This is a genomic window from Alistipes sp. ZOR0009 (assembly GCF_000798815.1).
Classification (GTDB): Bacteria; Bacteroidota; Bacteroidia; order Bacteroidales; family ZOR0009; genus Acetobacteroides.
The window spans coordinates 45,547-61,830 of the sequence record NZ_JTLD01000004.1 but is presented as its reverse complement, the minus strand read 5'-3'; the positions used below and the strand labels follow the sequence as shown (position 1 = coordinate 61,830).

At 44.9% G+C, this 16,284-nt stretch carries 13 protein-coding genes; 4 read left to right on the top strand and 9 right to left on the bottom strand.

The features are described from left to right. Positions 1–356 precede the first annotated feature (356 nt). Positions 357–749, top strand: a complete 393-nt coding sequence (locus L990_RS00920) for a hypothetical protein (RefSeq protein ID WP_047444573.1) — start codon at positions 357–359, stop codon at positions 747–749. A 271-nt stretch (positions 750–1,020) separates the two neighbouring features. Here L990_RS00920 and L990_RS00915 read toward each other — a convergent pair whose 3' ends face one another. The 5 genes from L990_RS00915 to L990_RS00895 all read right to left on the bottom strand — a co-directional run bounded on the left by L990_RS00915 (position 1,021) and on the right by L990_RS00895 (position 9,528). After that, positions 1,021–1,449, bottom strand: a complete 429-nt coding sequence (locus tag L990_RS00915) for a hypothetical protein (RefSeq protein WP_047444572.1) — start codon at positions 1,447–1,449, stop codon at positions 1,021–1,023. Positions 1,450–1,809: 360 nt separating this feature from the next. Continuing rightward, complete coding sequence (locus tag L990_RS00910) at positions 1,810–5,118, bottom strand: S41 family peptidase (RefSeq protein WP_047444571.1); 3,309 nt, start codon at positions 5,116–5,118, stop codon at positions 1,810–1,812. A gap of 148 nt (positions 5,119–5,266) precedes the next feature. Continuing rightward, positions 5,267–8,527, bottom strand: coding sequence for a S41 family peptidase (locus L990_RS00905; RefSeq protein ID WP_047444569.1), 3,261 nt, complete (start codon positions 8,525–8,527; stop codon positions 5,267–5,269). Positions 8,528–8,586: 59 nt separating this feature from the next. Next, positions 8,587–9,003: a carboxymuconolactone decarboxylase family protein gene (locus tag L990_RS00900; RefSeq protein WP_231562235.1), complete on the bottom strand. Its 417-nt coding sequence runs from the start codon at positions 9,001–9,003 to the stop codon at positions 8,587–8,589. 63 nt (positions 9,004–9,066) lie between these two features. After that, positions 9,067–9,528, bottom strand: a complete 462-nt coding sequence (locus L990_RS00895; protein ID WP_047444568.1) for a hypothetical protein — start codon at positions 9,526–9,528, stop codon at positions 9,067–9,069. Positions 9,529–9,745: 217 nt separating this feature from the next. Here L990_RS00895 and L990_RS00890 point away from each other — a divergent pair, with 217 nt between their 5' ends. Then, on the top strand, positions 9,746–10,726 hold the full coding sequence (locus tag L990_RS00890) for a Gfo/Idh/MocA family protein (RefSeq protein WP_047444567.1): 981 nt from the start codon (positions 9,746–9,748) through the stop codon (positions 10,724–10,726). Positions 10,727–10,813: 87 nt separating this feature from the next. Further along, positions 10,814–11,941, top strand: a complete 1,128-nt coding sequence (locus L990_RS00885; protein ID WP_052180625.1) for an RsmB/NOP family class I SAM-dependent RNA methyltransferase — start codon at positions 10,814–10,816, stop codon at positions 11,939–11,941. Between the two features lie 136 nt (positions 11,942–12,077). Here L990_RS00885 and L990_RS00880 read toward each other — a convergent pair whose 3' ends face one another. Both L990_RS00880 and L990_RS00875 read right to left on the bottom strand, forming a co-directional pair. Next, positions 12,078–12,980: a class I SAM-dependent methyltransferase gene (locus tag L990_RS00880; protein WP_197057206.1), complete on the bottom strand. Its 903-nt coding sequence runs from the start codon at positions 12,978–12,980 to the stop codon at positions 12,078–12,080. 55 nt (positions 12,981–13,035) lie between these two features. Continuing rightward, complete coding sequence (locus tag L990_RS00875; protein WP_047444566.1) at positions 13,036–13,686, bottom strand: hypothetical protein; 651 nt, start codon at positions 13,684–13,686, stop codon at positions 13,036–13,038. A 192-nt stretch (positions 13,687–13,878) separates the two neighbouring features. On the opposite strand from L990_RS00875, the gene L990_RS00870 reads away from it, so the two are divergent. Continuing rightward, positions 13,879–14,376, top strand: a complete 498-nt coding sequence (locus L990_RS00870; protein WP_047444565.1) for a GNAT family N-acetyltransferase — start codon at positions 13,879–13,881, stop codon at positions 14,374–14,376. A 353-nt stretch (positions 14,377–14,729) separates the two neighbouring features. Here the strand turns inward: L990_RS00870 and L990_RS00865 are convergent, their stop codons facing one another. Both L990_RS00865 and L990_RS00860 read right to left on the bottom strand, forming a co-directional pair. Next, positions 14,730–15,848: a hypothetical protein gene (locus tag L990_RS00865; protein ID WP_047444564.1), complete on the bottom strand. Its 1,119-nt coding sequence runs from the start codon at positions 15,846–15,848 to the stop codon at positions 14,730–14,732. Between the two features lie 11 nt (positions 15,849–15,859). After that, positions 15,860–16,249 (bottom strand): diacylglycerol kinase family protein, encoded by a 390-nt coding sequence (locus tag L990_RS00860; protein ID WP_047444562.1) that lies wholly within the window; start codon positions 16,247–16,249, stop codon positions 15,860–15,862. Positions 16,250–16,284: the final 35 nt, after the last annotated feature.

The following is a 16,284-nucleotide window of genomic DNA, read 5'->3' as shown; positions in this document are numbered from 1 at the left end:
ATTGCCATTGTACCTCTCAATTTTTGCTTTTCCAACGCTTACACCCCCTCCGTAGCTGATGAATTTAACAAAAACAACGCCTACACCCCCATTGTAACTCACGGATTTGGCAAATTCAACGCTTACACCCCCTATGTAATTAACGGAGTTAACAAAAACGACGCTTACATCCCCATCTTACCTGACTATGGAGGGTATTTGGTGTTAATAAAATTAATAAATATTAAAAACATTGCAATGTTATTGATTTCACTGATATTTTATTCACATCGCTATTGACATTGTTTCTTATTCGCCTTAACTTGTTTGCTATAAGTGTTAGTTAACCTAATGTATAATTTAAAAAAGGTTTGCTTATGGCAAATAAGTCAAGAGTAGATATTGGCCGCGGACCTACCGATTTAATTCGGGTAGCATTAAAGTTAGTTGATAAGCACAAAGAAGAAGGGGAAAAGTCGCCTTTACATGCTATTTTAGACATTGATTGGGTGTTAATTTCAACTTCTACACCTCTTGCACAGAAAAAGCATGAAGAGGCGGAAGAGCTTATGAGAAAGGCTGAAGCGGCTTACAGGGAACGTGACAACTTGCTAAAGCCTATTGACGAGGCAGTAAGAAGGAGTCGCAATCTGCTTAAAACCATTCATGAAAACAACCCTAAGTTGTTAGCAGAATGGGGTTACGACGTAAGCTACTCGGCACCAGCGAAAGCAAAGGCTGAGAAGGCTTCTAAAACACCAAAAGAATAGATAAAAAAGGCAACCACGGCAACACGGTTGCCTTTTTTAATGGTGGCTGGGGCTTATGCTGCAAACCGCAGCTAGCAGCCACAACGAGAATGGGCTCTCTACACTTAAAAAATTCCTCACCATATCAGCCTATTGCTACTCTTCCTACAGGAATCTCGCGGAGAGCCTTATAGATATTCTTTAGATGCAGCTGTAGCGGCAACAAAAAACCCCTTACGAGCAATTATGGCAGGCAAGGGGAATTTCTATCTAGCTGTATGGCATAATTCGATTACTCGTTTCCGAAGGTGTACCTGATACCCCATAGATGGCGTAGCCGTGCATCCGATTCTATCATAAATTCTGGGGCTACCTCTACCAAAAAGGAGAGCTTTTTGAACTCCTTTATCGGAAAAATCTCCAGCGATAGCGGAACGGTAAACGCGCGTAGCTGATCTGTTTCTGCAAAAGGTGTCAGATTTAAGCCAAATCCTACAGCAAACTTATGATAGGTAGATGCCTTGAAGTTGTAGAATAGGTCTAACTCCGTTTGTACAAATTCGAACTTGTCGTTGGCAAAAACCTTGAGTTCGCCGCTAACTGGCTTAAGCTTATTGGTACCTATCGCAAACGCATTGGTGTGGTAGGTGCTTACGTTTAGCTGAGATTTAGCGGAAAGGCTAAGCATGCAGATAAAAAGGAAAATAAAACCCTGTTTCATATTAAGATATTGAATAAAAAGTAAATCTTTTTTATGTAGCTAATTAGTGTACGCTTCAAAAGTAGAAAGATGGATAGTATTTTCAAAGATCCATTTTATTATATTGAAAACGCAGGAACTTTTTTTGTAAGGCTGGACGCCTCGAAGGGGAATCGGTTGGCTCTACCTCTCTATTTTCTATGGTAGGCGGCTATTAAGGGAGGTTAGGGGCAATGGTTGCTGGCTGATTTTGGCGAATGCGTTTGTCGTGAGGATACGTAAAGCAAAGGCGGGAGAACAACGTTCTCCCGCCTCGACAGCTGTAGCGGTTCCGCTACAGTAATCAGTATTGCTTTTCTTTACTAACTATTTCTAAGTTCGTTACCAAGCGTTCTTTTTCTTGGCGTCAACCTCCTTTAGGAGCTGCTTAACAGCTTCCTCAATTTGTTGGTCGCGGCCAGCATCAAGTACGGTAGATTGGTTGGCAACCTTAAAGTCTGGTTCGAGCTGGGTATTCTCCAAGAACTTACCTTCTTTGGTGCGGTAGCCAATAATTGGAATTCCGTAGGTAATGCTGTTGTCCTGCATGTTTTCCCACCAAACGCTGGTCATGGTTCCAGGAACGGGCATACCAACTAGCTTACCGATACCCATGTGCTGGTAAACCCAAGGGGTACCGTGCGCGTTGGAGTAGTTCGCTTCGCCGGTAAGCATGATAGATGGCTTAGTCCAACGCTTGGTTGGCTGAAGGCCCACGTACTGTCCGCGAGGAACCTGCTCAAGATACTTTGTTCCGCTGAATAGCGCTTCGATATCTTCGTGCATGCGGCCACCACCATTGAATCGGGTGTCGATGATAATACCATCCTTATCGTTGTAACGTCCAAATACGTCGGAGAAGGTGCTACGGAAGCTAGCATCTGCCATAGATCGGATATGAACATAGCCTAATCTGCCGTTCGAAAGCTTTTCAACTTCAGCGCGGCGGTTCTCGATCCAACGGTTGTACATCAGCTCGTTTTCGAGGCCAGCGCTGATAGGCTTAATTACCTCGTCGAAGCTGGTGCCCTTGGCATCCTTAAAGGTTAGAAGAACGCGCTTGCCAGCCTTTTGGTTAAGTAACGGGAAGTAGTCCATACCTGCGGTAATTGGGGTGCCATCAACGTGCGTTAGGATGCAGCCCTTGGTAACCTTAGAGGTGGCGCGGTCGAATGGACCATCCTTTAGCACCTCTTCAACCTTAACCCCTTCGCCGGTGTAGGTAACATCGGTAAGCAGGCCTAGGCGTGCGGTGTTATCGGCACCATCTACACGAGGAGCGCTGTAGCGTCCGCCGGTGTGCGAGGCGTTAAGCTCGCCCAAGAGCTCGCTTAGCAGCTGCGCAAAGTCGTAGTTGTTGTTGATGTATGGAAGGAAGCGCTCGTAGTTGTTCTTGTAGTACTCCCAGTCGCAACCGTGAAGGTCGGTACGGTAGAACTTGTTCTTTACGGTTTGGTAAACGTGGTTGAACATGTAGGCACGCTCGGCTGCACCATCAATTTCCACCTCGGCGGCAAAGGTTACCGGCTTGCGGCTACCGCTGTTCACATCAATCTTAGAGATGCCCTGAGAGGAGAAGATGAATAGATTCTTTCCATCCTTATCGAGTACCAATGAACCACCTCGGCCGTTGAGCTTGGTAAGTATCTTGGTTTCGTTTTTGCGAAGCTCGTTAACCCAAAGGTCGTATCCATCCTCGAAGGCGGCAAGGTAGAAAAGCTTTTCGCCATCGGGGGTAATAACGTAGTCGGATAGCTCGGATGAGTTGATGGTTAGGCGCTGAATTCTATCTTCGATGCCGTTTAGCTCGAGTTTGATAGGCTTAACATCCGATCCCTTCTTGGTGGTATCGGCTCCAGCGGCAGGTTTTTTCTTATCGTCGGCAGGTTTTTTATCCTTGCTGTCGGCGGCCTTCTTCTCGGCAGCCTTCTTTTCGTTCTCCTTCTTCAGCTTTTCCTGCTCCTTAATAAGGTCAAGATCTTCTTTCGAAAGGGTAGCCTTATCTAGCGCAGCTTTGTTGGTGTAGATACCAAACACGTCGCGCTCCGATCCCCACGAACCGTGGGCACGCATACCAAAACGGTCGGATGAGAAGAGGATAATATCGCCGTTCATCATCCACTTTGGCTTATCCTGCATGTAGCCCGAAAGGGTAATATTTTTAACCTCGCCGCCATTGGCGCTAACAATACCTATGTCGTTGTAACCCTGACGTAGCTTGTCGATGTAGGCTAGCGTAATCCATTTTCCGTCGGGCGACCAGTCGAAATCCATATCGCCATCGGAGTAGGAGAAGTTCTTGCTACCATCGGTTATCTGGCGGGTGGCCTTTGTTTTGGTGTCGATAACAAAAATCTTAGTTCTATCCTTTAGGTAGGCAACCTCGTTACCCGCAGGCGAGAACATAGGCTGGAAGGTGTCGTCTTTGCTAACCAGTAGAGGTTCCTCCTTAACGGCAGAGGCTGCGTAGAAGAACGGATCGGTAGCTTTGGCGATTGATGCGGTATAAAGATTCCAGCTGCCATTACGGAATGCAGCGTACACCAAGGTTCTGCCGTCGGGGCTGAAAGATGGGGTGCGCTCTTGGGTAGGTGTGTTGGTGATACGGCGGGTGGTGCCATAGTCAACAGAGGTTACGTAGATGTCGCCACGAATAACGATGGCGATTTCTTTTCCATTTGGAGAAAGAACAGCATCAGAAACGCCGCTACGGGCAACAGTCTCCTGCTTTTGGTTATCTGCATCGCTTACAATGGTAACCTTTACTTTCTCGGGTTGTCCGCCAGCCTTTAAGGTGTAAAGCTCGCCGTTTTGGCTAAAGGCCATTACGTCGTTTTTAGAGGCAGAAAGGAAGCGAACAGGATCTTTGGTAAACTTGGTAACCTGGCTGATGGCTTTTGGGTTGGCAACATCCATCTTCCATACGTTAAAGGAGCCAGAGTTTTCAGAAAGGTAGTACAACGTTTTCTCGTCGGCCGATAAAACTGGGTTTCTATCCTCTGCACCCTCAACTGTAAGCTGTGTAAAGGTATTGGTAGGGATGTTCCACTTCCAGATGTCGCGAGCTACAGAAGAGGTGTGGTGCTTACGCCAAGCATTTTCCTGTCCTTTGATGTCGTTGTAGAAAACAGTCTTGCCATCCTTGGTGTAGCAGTGGTTTTCGCCAGCTGCAGTGGTAATTTGCGTAGGGCGACCACCCTTTACCGAAACGGAGTATACCTCGGAGAGGAATGCCGCAGGGTATTGCTGGTTGCTTGCAGGCTTTTGGATGAAGGCAGTATAGATTACATTCTTACCATCGGGGGTAAAGGTTTGTACGGTTTCGCTTGCCGAGTTGGTGGTAAGGCGTACAGGTGCGCCTCCATCAGCCGAAACAACAAAAACGTCGAAGTTTCCGTTGCGGTCGGAGCTAAACGCGATAGATTTTCCGTCTGGACTCCAAGTTGGGTTGGTGTCGTAGGCGGGGTTGGTTGTAATGGCGGTTGCCTTGCCACCCGAAGCGGGGACGGTATAGATATCGCCCTTGAAGGTGAAGGCAATGGTCTTTCCATCTGGCGAGATGGAAGGATAGCGGAGCCATAGTGGGGAGTCCTGAGCTTGCGCAAAGGCAAATCCTACAAGGGCGGCCGCCGAAAGTAAAAATTTTTTCATCTGAATAGGTTACAATTTTAAACAATGTAGAGATGTAGCTCTCCAAATTGGGTAGCGCAACGACTACCATCCAAAAGTACATCCTTTTGGCAAAGATTCTACCGGGAAAAATCCCAGTAGAACCATTTGCATTGCTATTTTTATCTTACTACTTCTTAAGAAGCTCCTTTACGGCACGCTCAATTTGAGGGTCGATGCCGTTGGCTACATCTTCAGGAGTATAATCTACGTCAATATCAGGGTATAGGGTTTGGTTTTCGAGGTAGTTACCGTTTACATCGCGAACCCCAATTTGAGGAACCCCAATGGTAAGGGTTTTATCCTGAAGGTTTTCCCACCAAACTGCGGTCATGGTACCTGCTACTGGCTTTCCGATAAGCTTACCAATCTTTAGCGTCTTGTAGGTGTAGGGGAAGCCGTGCGCATCGGAGTAGTTTCCTTCTGAGGCTAAAACAACCGAAGGTTTAGTCCATTGCGAGATAGGCTCGGTACCAATAAACTGGCCACGAGGAGCAAATTCTGCGTACTTCTTGCCGCTTAGCAAAATGGCTAAGTCGTTGTGCAGCCATCCACCACCGTTAAAGCGGGTGTCTACGATGATAGACTCCTTGTTGCGGTACTTTCCTAGCATCTTAGAGTAAACTTCGCGGAAGCTATCGCTATTCATGCCACGTACATGCACGTATCCGATCTTTCCACCCGAAAGAGAGTCAACATAGGCCTCCTGTCTTTCAACGTAACGATCGTATAGGATGTTGTTTTCGGTAGATTTAGAGATTGGCTTAACAATCTCTTCCCACTGCTCGCCAGTTTTTGGGTTCTTTAGTCCAACTACAGTAGCGTCTCCAACCTTACGGTTAAGGAATGGGAAGTAGTCTACGCCTGCCTTAATGGTATCGCCATCAATAGATGTGATTAGGATACCTGGCTTAACCTTTGTCTTGCCATTGGCAAAAGGTCCCTGCTTCAACACTTCGGCAACCATAAGGCCATCGCCGTTGTAGCTCTCGTTGTAAAGCAATCCAAGAGTTGCCGTTTGATCGGCACCAGATGTAGGCATAGGAGAGAAACGACCACCAGTATGCGAACCGTTTAGCTCGCCAAGAAGCTCAGCCAAAAGGTCGGCAAAGTCGTAGTTGTTGTTGATGTATGGAAGGTACCTAGAGTACTCCTGGTGGTAGTACTTCCAGTCTACGTTATGCAGCTTAGGATCGTAGAATTTATCCTCAACCAAGCGAATGGTATGGTCGAGTAGATATTTTCTTTCCTGTGGGTAGTCGATGGTTTTAGGAGCCTTGTAGGATATGGTGCTACGCTTGTTGGAGGCAATCTCGATTTTGGTAAGCGCATTGCCTGCTACAAGGAATAGGTTTTTACCATCCTTATCGATAGTTAGGTTTCCGGCGTAGCCGTCAAACTTCATTACCAGCTTAGTGTTGTTTTCCTTAAGCTCGTTAACCCAAAGGTCGAATCCTTTTTCGAAGCGGCTTAGGTAGTATAGCTTATCGCCATCGGGGGTAAGTACTGCATCAGAAAGGTTCGAAGAGTTGATGGTTAGACGGGCAACACGGTTGTCTAGGTCGTCTAACTCAATCTCTATAGGAGCAACAGTAGCGGCAGAATCCTTCTTTACGTCGTCCTTCTTATCCTTTTTGGCGTCGGTATCCTTCTTGGTGTCGTCTTTTTTGTTCTTTTTGGCCAGCTTTTCAGCTTCCTTCTGAACTTCCAACTCCTCCTTGCTCATCTTAAAGGTATCCCAAGCCTTGCGGGTAAAGAACATGGCGTACACATCGTTCTGAGAGCCCCAGCTTCCGTGACTACGGTAGCCTTCCTTGTCGTTAGCCCAGATCATGCACTTACCGTTCATCATCCATTTGGGATTTTCGTCGCCGTAACCGCTATTGGTAAGGTTGGTTATGGTTCCTGTTCCATCAGCTTTTACAAGTCCGATGTCGTCAGAGTTCCATCCACCCTTCTCGAAGAACTTAACAAGGAACCACTTGCTATCTGGAGACCAAGCGTACTGCTGGTCGCCGTCTTGGTAGGAGTAGTTGTACTTTCCATCAACCACATCGCGAATTTTTTTGCTCTTTAGGTTGATTACGCTAAGGGTAACCCTGTTTTTTAGGAAAGCTACCTCCTTGCCATCGGGAGAGAAGGCAGGTTGGAAGGCATTTTCGGGGATGGAAACAAGATTTTCCTCCTTAACAGCGGTTGAGGTGGCGAAGAAAGGCTCATCCTTTTTTACTAGGCTGGCAGTGAATACCTGCCATCTGCCATTGCGCTCGCCTGCGTATACTAAGCTTCTGCCATCGGGGCTAAAGCTAACGCCTCTTTCCTGCTCGGGGGTGTTGGTAATGCGCTTTGTCGTGCCGTATTCGACAGATGTAACGTATACATCGCCACGGATTATAAAGGCAACCTCCTTGCCGTTAGGCGATACCTCCATTTCGGTGGCGCCAGACGAAAGGTCGTTGTTTACAAGTGCATTTTCAACCTGATCGTTAACGATGCTGATCTTTACCTTCTCGGGTTTAGCACCTTCCTTGTAGGTGTAAATCTCGCCAGCATAGCTAAAGGCAAAGGTATTATCGTTTGATTTTGTTAGGCTGCGAACGGGATTCTTTTTGAAGCTGGTTAGCGGCTCTACCTTGCTAGGGTTATCCAACGAGGTTTTAACTACGTTGAAGTCGCCAAACTGCTCGCTAAGGTAGTAGATGGTTTTACCGTTATCTCCAAAGATAGGGGTACGATCTTCGCCACCAAATGTAGTTACCTTGGTATGCTTCTTAGTTTGGGTGTCGTAAACCCAAATATCGCGGGTAACTGGCGATACGTGGTGCTTACGGTAGGGATCTTCGTAGCCCTTGTAGTCGTGGTAGGCCATATATCTACCGCTCTTATCAAAAGTAGGATCCTCGGTAGTGGTGGTTAGCACCTGGTGTGGGCGACCTCCATCAACAGAAATGCCGTATAGCTCGCGCATTCCTCCATCGGGGAACTGGCGGCTTTGTGGGCTGTCCATGATTTGTGCTAGGAACAGAATTTCTTTACCATCGGGGGTAAAGGCTACAGGTTGTTCCTTTACCGAGTTGGTGGTAATTCTTTTAGGGGTACCACCTTCGGCAGCAACGGTAAATACATCGAAGTTGCCAAATCTATCCGACCTAAAGGCGATGGTTTTTCCATCAGGGCTCCAGATTGGGTTGGCGTCATAGGCTGGATTGGTGGTAATGGCGGTAGCCTTTCCTCCAGCCGCGGGGACGGTGTAAATGTCGCCCTTGTACGAAAACGCTATTGTTTTTCCATCGGGAGAGATGGACGGAAAGCGTAACCAGAGTGGGTTGTCTTGTGCGCTAACGGCACCAAAACAACAAAACGCTACCGCAGACAACAGAAGTTTTTTCATGTAGTAGTTAGTCTGTAGGTTATTAAATTAAATAGATAAAAATGCTAAACGTGGGTGGGCTACTCTTCCTGCAGCGCTTCCCAGTACTCCAGCGCTCGACGAGTGTGAGGAATAACGATGGTTCCACCTACCAAGTTGGCAACCGAGAAGGCTTCCATTATCTGGTCGGTGTTTAGCCCAATCTCAAAGCAGGTTTCGAGATGGTATTTAATGCAATCGTCGCAGCGAAGTACCATGGAGGCAACCAGCCCCATTAATTCCTTTTCGCGAGTAGATAGCGCACCTTCCTGGTAGGTATTGGTGTCGATGTTGTAGATACGTTTAATCACAAGATTATTCTTCGAAAGAATCTTCTCATTCATTTTCGCCCGATACTCACGAAACTCTTTTACTTTTTGATTCATCTCTTTATCATAAATTGAGGTGTACGTAGCAGAATCTGCTACGCCTTCCATAAGACGTAGCAAATTTTCCATAATTGCACTTTTAGCAATGCAATTAAGCTTTATCTTGTTAAAACAAAGGGGAATGTAGCTGGGCTACCTTTCCTCTATCTTAACATTTCTGTCGATGAGCTCAAATATAAGGGCGTTCAGCGAGTTCTCGTCGAGATGAATCCGGTATTTTTGGCTATTTCCCGTCTCGTTTTCGAGAATAATGGAGGTTGCAATGGGGAGTAGGGCTCTTATGTTGCTATTTATAGGAATTCGTTTGACAATAATGGTGGTGACCCCATTTATGGAGAAGGAGGAACTCTTAATCTCCTTTTTCTTTTTGATTATCCAGAAGAGGAAAAACAAGTCTAGTAATAGGCAAAACGTGTAAATAATCCAATGTAGCCCACCTTCATGCGCCTGTTGTATAATTTTATACAGCAAGTATGCTGTAAAAAAGGTGTAAAAAACTGCAATGGCGTTGTAAAGGCGCAGCGCATCAGTTTTCCTTAGAATTGATTTGTCAGAAATAACCAACTCGTTAAGATTAAAGGAATAGTTTTCCATTTTTATATTAAATATGTTTCGAACACCACCTTAAATACTAAAGGACAATGTCAAAATACGAATGTGTGTATGCCCATTAATTTAGCATAATGTTTCTTCCTTAATGAAAATACACGTTTAAGATTAGATATATTTTAGTTTTCAAATATACTTTTAAAACGACTATTTAGTATCGAGAATATTAATTTAATTTGGGTATACTTTAGAAGACTTTGATATGAAGATTGTAAGGTGGGGAATAGTTGGATGCGGCAATGTTTGCGAAGTTAAAAGCGGACCAGCCTTTGCTAAGGTTGATGGATCGAAGTTAGTTGCAGTAATGCGCAGGGATGCTGTAAAAGCTAAAGACTATGCTCTTCGGCATGGTGTTGAGCAGTGGTTTATCAACGCTGATGATATTATTTTTAACCCAGATATCGATGCGGTTTACATTGCCACTCCTCCAAGTTCGCATGCAGAGTATGCCATTAAGGCATTGCGTGCAGGAAAGGCTGTATACGTGGAGAAACCTATGGCTCGGAACTATGCGGAGTGCCAAGAGATGATTCGGGTTGCCAAGGAGACTAATCAACCTCTTTTTGTAGCGCACTACAGGCGTGCATTACCCTACTTCCTTAAGGTAAAAGAATTGGTGGATGGAAAGCGTATCGGTGCTATTCTTGCTGTAAACGTTCGGTTTTATAGAGGAGCCGCACACGCCGATCGTGAGAGCCATTCGCACATCTGGCGAGTTGACCCCGAGGTTGCAGGTGGAGGCTACCTTTTCGATCTTGCTCCTCACACTATTGATATCATCGAGTATATTGCTGGTAAAATTGATGATGTAAAAGGTTCTGCGACCAATCTTGCAGGTTTATATGCTGCAGAAGATACCATTACTGCATCTTTTCGCTTCGAAAATGGGGCTGTTGGCTCTGCTCTCTGGTGCTTTGTAACAACCAACGACATCAGAACCGATACTATTGAAATTATTGGAACAAAGGGAAGCCTCACCTTCTCGACATTCGAATTTACGCCTATAGTTCTTAGGGCGGAAGGCAGGGAGGAACGATTCGCATTTAAGAATCCTCAGCATATTCAGCAGCCGCTTATACAAACCATTGTTGAGGAGCTTCAAGGTGTCGGGAAATGCCCTAGCAGCCCAGAGGAGGGCGCACGTCCCTGCTGGGTTATGGATAAAATTCTTGGACGAATCTAGCCTTCCGATCATAAAAATTAATAGATCAATGGTAATCATGGGTGTAACGTCTCTTTTTATCGTACTTTTGCACCACAATTTTTGAGAATGAAAGAAAAGCTGCTCACCAACCTTCTTGCCAACGTTGTTCGCAAGGTTGCCGTTGAAGATGTGTACCTCGATAGAGCGTTACGCGATCTATTTAAAGACAAAAAAGTTGTTGACCCCAATATTCGTAGGGCGCTGAGCCTTTACGCTCCTTTTGTATTTCGTTGCTGGTACCATTTTGGTGGAGGGAACAATGAAAGCATCATCAACATTGTAAATAAGGCGCTAGAGGTGCCAATGAACGAGCTAAATAGCTATGCCGAAGCGCATGTTACGCTAGATTTCCCAGAATGGTTTGTTGCGCTAGCAAAAGAGGAGGTAGGAGACGAATGGGAAATGGAGCTGCACGCTTTTTTAAGCCAACCTAAACGCTACATTCGTACCAATACGTTGAGGATTTCGACGCAGGAGCTGATTCTGCAGCTTCGGAGGCAAGAGGTGGTTATTCGCGCTGTACCCAATGTGCCCGATGCGCTAGAGGTTGTAGGTGGTAAGGAGGTTTTTGGAACCGTTCCATTTAAGGATGGGCTACTTGAGGTGCAGGATATATCCTCTCAGCAGGTTGCTCCGTTTTTGCTGGCCAACTTTACAGGTAATGGCTTGGTGGTTGATGCTTGTGCGGGGAACGGAGGCAAATCGCTACACCTTGGAGCGCTAATGCGCAATAAGGGGCGGATTATATCCCTAGATTTGTATCCTCAAAAGTTGGAAGAGCTAAAGCGTAGAGCGCTTAAGAGTGGTATTACCAACATCGAAACGCGGGTTATTGATACAACAAAGGTTATTAAGAGGATGTACGACAAGGTTAACTACCTTCTGCTGGATGTGCCTTGCTCTGGAACGGGAGTGTTCCGCCGTAATCCCGAGTCGAAGTTGCGAATTACACCAGAAAATATTGCTAACGTAAAGCAGCAGCAGGCAGAGATTCTAAATCGCTACTCCAAAATGGTAAAAGTTGGAGGCGAAATGGTTTATTCTACGTGCAGTATTCTAAAATCAGAGAACAGGGGACAGGTTGATGCCTTTTTAGCCATCCATCCCGAGTTTGTGCTGGATGAAGACTGTACTATATTCCCATCTTCGGGTGGCGATGGCTTTTATATGGCTCGACTTATACGGGAACGGTAGAAAGACGTTCTATTACGATATAAAGAACTGGCGCAACCTTCGTTAATTCGACAGGTTACGCCAGTTTTTATTTTACTAGCTTCCGAGTGCTGGTGTAAATAAAAAAGGATGAAGCGTTGCTCATCCTTATATTATTTTAGAAATTGGTAAAGCGGCAAAATACGCCAAGCGGTAGCTTTTTTGCATACCTATCTTTTAGGTAAAGTTCACCAATTTCCATGTTTAAGCCTTTCCCAAACGTTTGGTTGATGAGCGTTTCTGCGATGAGGGCAGAAAAACCCATAGAGTAAAGGTTAAGAACAAGGAATCCTTCTTTTGGATCGAGGAGTTCTTTGCAGCAGCAGATCAACTCCAAGATGCCATCTTCCAAAATCCAGCGCTCGCCATCTGGTCCGCGACCGTAGGCAGGAGGGTCAAGGATTATGCCGTTGTACTTGTTGCCTCGCTTAACCTCGCGACGGACAAACTTCATGGCGTCATCAACAATCCATCTAATATTGTTTAAGCCGCTGATTTCCATGTTTTCTCGGCTCCAAGTTACTACCTGTTTGATGGAGTCGACATGGGTAACATCGGCACCAGAGGCTTTTGCGGCAATAGAGGCGCCGCCAGTATAGGCAAAAAGGTTAAGAACTTTGGGTTGTGGCGTCTTCATTTTCTTTACCGATTCGTTAATGAAGTTCCAGTTCTCGCCCTGTTCGGGGAATAGCCCAACATGCTTAAATGAGGTAAGACCAAGGCGCATCTTTAGCGCCATATCCTTATAGTTGTAAGAAACTACCCACTGTTCGGGCATCCCTTTTTTCTTTATCCAAGTTCCTCTTTCGTCCTGGCCGCTTTTTTGTACTCCTTTGTCTTTTTTGAAGTAGGCATTAGCCATCTTTTCCCATTCGCCATCCGAGAGCGTTTTATTCCATACCGCTTGTGGTTCGGGGCGGGCAACAATGTAGCTGCCAAATCGCTCTAACTTTTCAAAATTTCCAGAGTCAATCAGCTCGTAATCCTTCCAGCTAAGAGGTTCTAATAGTAGCATTTCCATTTAACGTGCGTTATCGGGCAAAGGTACGATAAAAAGTGGAATGCTATAGCGCGTTTTAGGCAATTAGGGCTTCTGCTAACCTTGGTGCAGTTTCTCGTGGGCTATTTATAAGCGAAACTATTGCGCTTAGTTCGTGCGAGTAGGTTATCAGCTCCTCTATTTTGCTATCCCTTTTTATTACGTGGTGCTCTTCATCTCTAAGCGAACGATATCGGATGGTTTTAAGGTAGGCTATTTCGCCTAAAATGCCCAATTCCTCTTCGAGCATCATTACAGAGATGCCTGCAAAGCTTAGGAGGTCGGCATACTTTTCGGTATTAATTAGTAGATGTCTGTAAAGATTGTATGCGGTATGTAGCGATTCCGATTGTGCTAGCGTATCTACCACCGGAGGTATAACCTTCATCAGTTCTAAGTTGAGTGAGGCGGTACTATTCAGCTGCTTTACAATCGCGCAGTATCTTCTTTGCGCTTGCTCTGATATTACCCAGTAGCTGTTGGCTAGGTCGTATGGTTGCAGCGGCTCCTCTTGAAAGGAATAGAGTAGTGCATAAACCTCTTCTGCTAGTTCTATTCCTTTTTGAAGCATTTTGGTATCGTAGCCGTAATCTTTTAGCGAGGCGTGGAGTTCTGTATTGCTTGCAACGCGTGCAATGCTTTGGCAGTGGCACTCCAAAATTGCTTGTAGCTTTTGATTGTCTTCCATACTTCTTTTTTGTACCTAAAGATGGGCTTGCAATGCAACGTCAAGTATAAGCCAGCATGAAGTTTTAGCTAACAATCAAAACGAAGGTGGAGTGCATGTGTGTAAAAAACGGAGTTAAGCCGCTTGTAAACGATATTCTTTTTATATTTATGGCCAACCAACCTTGGTTTAGCATTTAAATCATCAGTAAAAATGATTAGACGCGCAAAGATAGAGGAGCTGAATAGCCTTATGCTGTTGCTTAGGGCGGTAATCGCCAACTTGAACTCGCTTGGTATTGACCAATGGGATGAAATTTACCCAGATGCAGTAACCATTAACAACGACATCCAAGAGCGTACTCTTTTTGTGCTGGAGGAGGATGGAGTGATAAAGGGTATGGTAGTCCTGAACGAATTTCAGGATAAGGAGTACATCGATGTTGAGTGGCGGCATGCCGTCGGTAAGGCGCTTGTTGTACATCGTCTGAGTGTTCACCCATCATATCAAGGGCAGGGAGTTGCCCGCCGTTTGATGCATTTTACAGAACGTTTTGCCGACGATAATGGCTATACCTCCATCCGGTTGGATACCTTTAGCAAAAATCCCATAACAATGAGCTTTTACAAAAGCCTTCGTTACGGCATTGCGGGTACCGTAAACTTCAGAAAAGGCCTCTTTTATTGCTTCGAAAAGGCTATTCGGGAGTAGTTTTTTGTTGGATTAGATATGAGAGTATCTGTAATGGCACCCCTATAAACGAATAGTCCTCGACATCGCGTCGAGGGCTAACTCTTAACCTAAAACATGAGAAAATTAATCTAATCTATGAGACGATTATTTGGTTGTTGTCGTCTATGCAAAGATAGGGTTGTCGGCACCTTTTCTCGGTTAACGAGTCAATATAAAGGGTTAATGCTCTGTTAACCTCCTGCCAATCTACCTTAAAATTGTTGTAGACTACAAAAAGCACGTTGTCCTATAGGATCAGATTCCTTTTGTAGAGGGATGAGGTTCTTTTACATTCCCCCTTTTTCAGTAGGGTGATTTTCTTTTTGCAGTTGTTATTTGGATAGTTGTTCTTTCAATGCTGTGGCAAGTTCGTTATTTACACGGTATCCGTGAATTACTAGTGGCTTTTCCATTTTCTTGATTGAATCTACCAGCATTTGTACCTGCTTTTTGTTGGTCTTGGTTATGGGGATGTTTTTTAGGTTAACACCGTAATCATCAAAAATTTTCATTTCTTCCTGAATGCGTGTTTTATCAGCAGGATCGTTGGGATCCAAGATACAGATAACCATTTTGTATGTTCCATTTAGGAGATAACCAAACATTTCTTCTTCTGTAGGGTAGGGCGTAAGATAAACCCCTTCTACCAATTTTATAATGGGCCCTCTTTCGAATTGGGTAAGATCGTCTAGCGAGCGCGTTTTTACTAGAGATGCGTTAGCTTCTAAAGCTTCTGCTGCTTGCGATTTGACGATGGTTTTAAAAACATTTACTCGGTCGCGTCCCAAATAGCAGTGTACGTAGTATTTCCCTTTTCCGTTTACGGCCAGATCCTTTATTTTTTGTACCGCTTCTTCGTTTCCTGAAATCCAAGGGAGCATAGGAATTCTAATGATTTTAATTCCTGCTTGTTCTGCATTTTCTTTTTCCTCCTCAATAAGAACAGGTTCCGCAGGGACCACCATTTCATGTAAAAGGCTGATGACTGCAGTGTAACCTTCATATTTCAGCTGATCAAGATGCGTTCTGTCTGGATAGGATCCTAAAATAAATTGAACCTTTCCAACACCCTTTATCTGTGCTTCTTGTATCCCTTGGGTATTGGCAACCATAACTTGTGGTTTGAAGGAAAAAATGAATAGAGATGCTACTAATGCAGCAAAGGGGAGAGCGAATATGAGAAAGCGAAATCCTTTACTTCGTATTCGACCTACCACCTTGGTAAGCCATAAGGCTATTAGGATGGTAAAAATTAAAAATAGAAGGATGATTACTTTTCCGAGAGTGGACTCTAAAGATAGACTCATGTTGGTTTTTTGGGCGTAGCTAGCCATCCAAGCGGCAGGTCCAATGGTTAGCACAAGTAATCCTAGCGGAAAGCCAAGACAAAAGGCAAGATATAAAAAGGTAATGCTGCTGCGCCATGTGAATTTCGTTTGTTTATTTGCCATGGTGTTGCGAGTTAAAATATTAGTTTAATGATTTTTGGCAAGAAAATGATGATGCCAATTATGGCAGCCGCGGTAGCACAAAATAGAACAGCCGCTGCGGCCAAATCTTTTGCCTCTCCTAAAAGTGGGTGGTGATTTAAGGATATCTTATCGGCAAGACGTTCAAGTGCGGAGTTTCCTGCTTCGGCTGCCAGTACAATTCCAATAAGAAGGATGATGATTATCCATTCGAAGGTAGAAATGCGCAGAATAACACCTAGGATTATGGCAATAATGGTTGCAACAAGATGTATTTGCGCATTATGCTCTTTAAATAGTAGCCAAACCCCCTTAAGCGCATACGTAAAACTGATCAACCGCTTGCGAATAGAAAAAGGTTCCTGTTTTTTCTGAATGGACATTTACTGGAGAATTAGATTTCTTTATATAACAATAG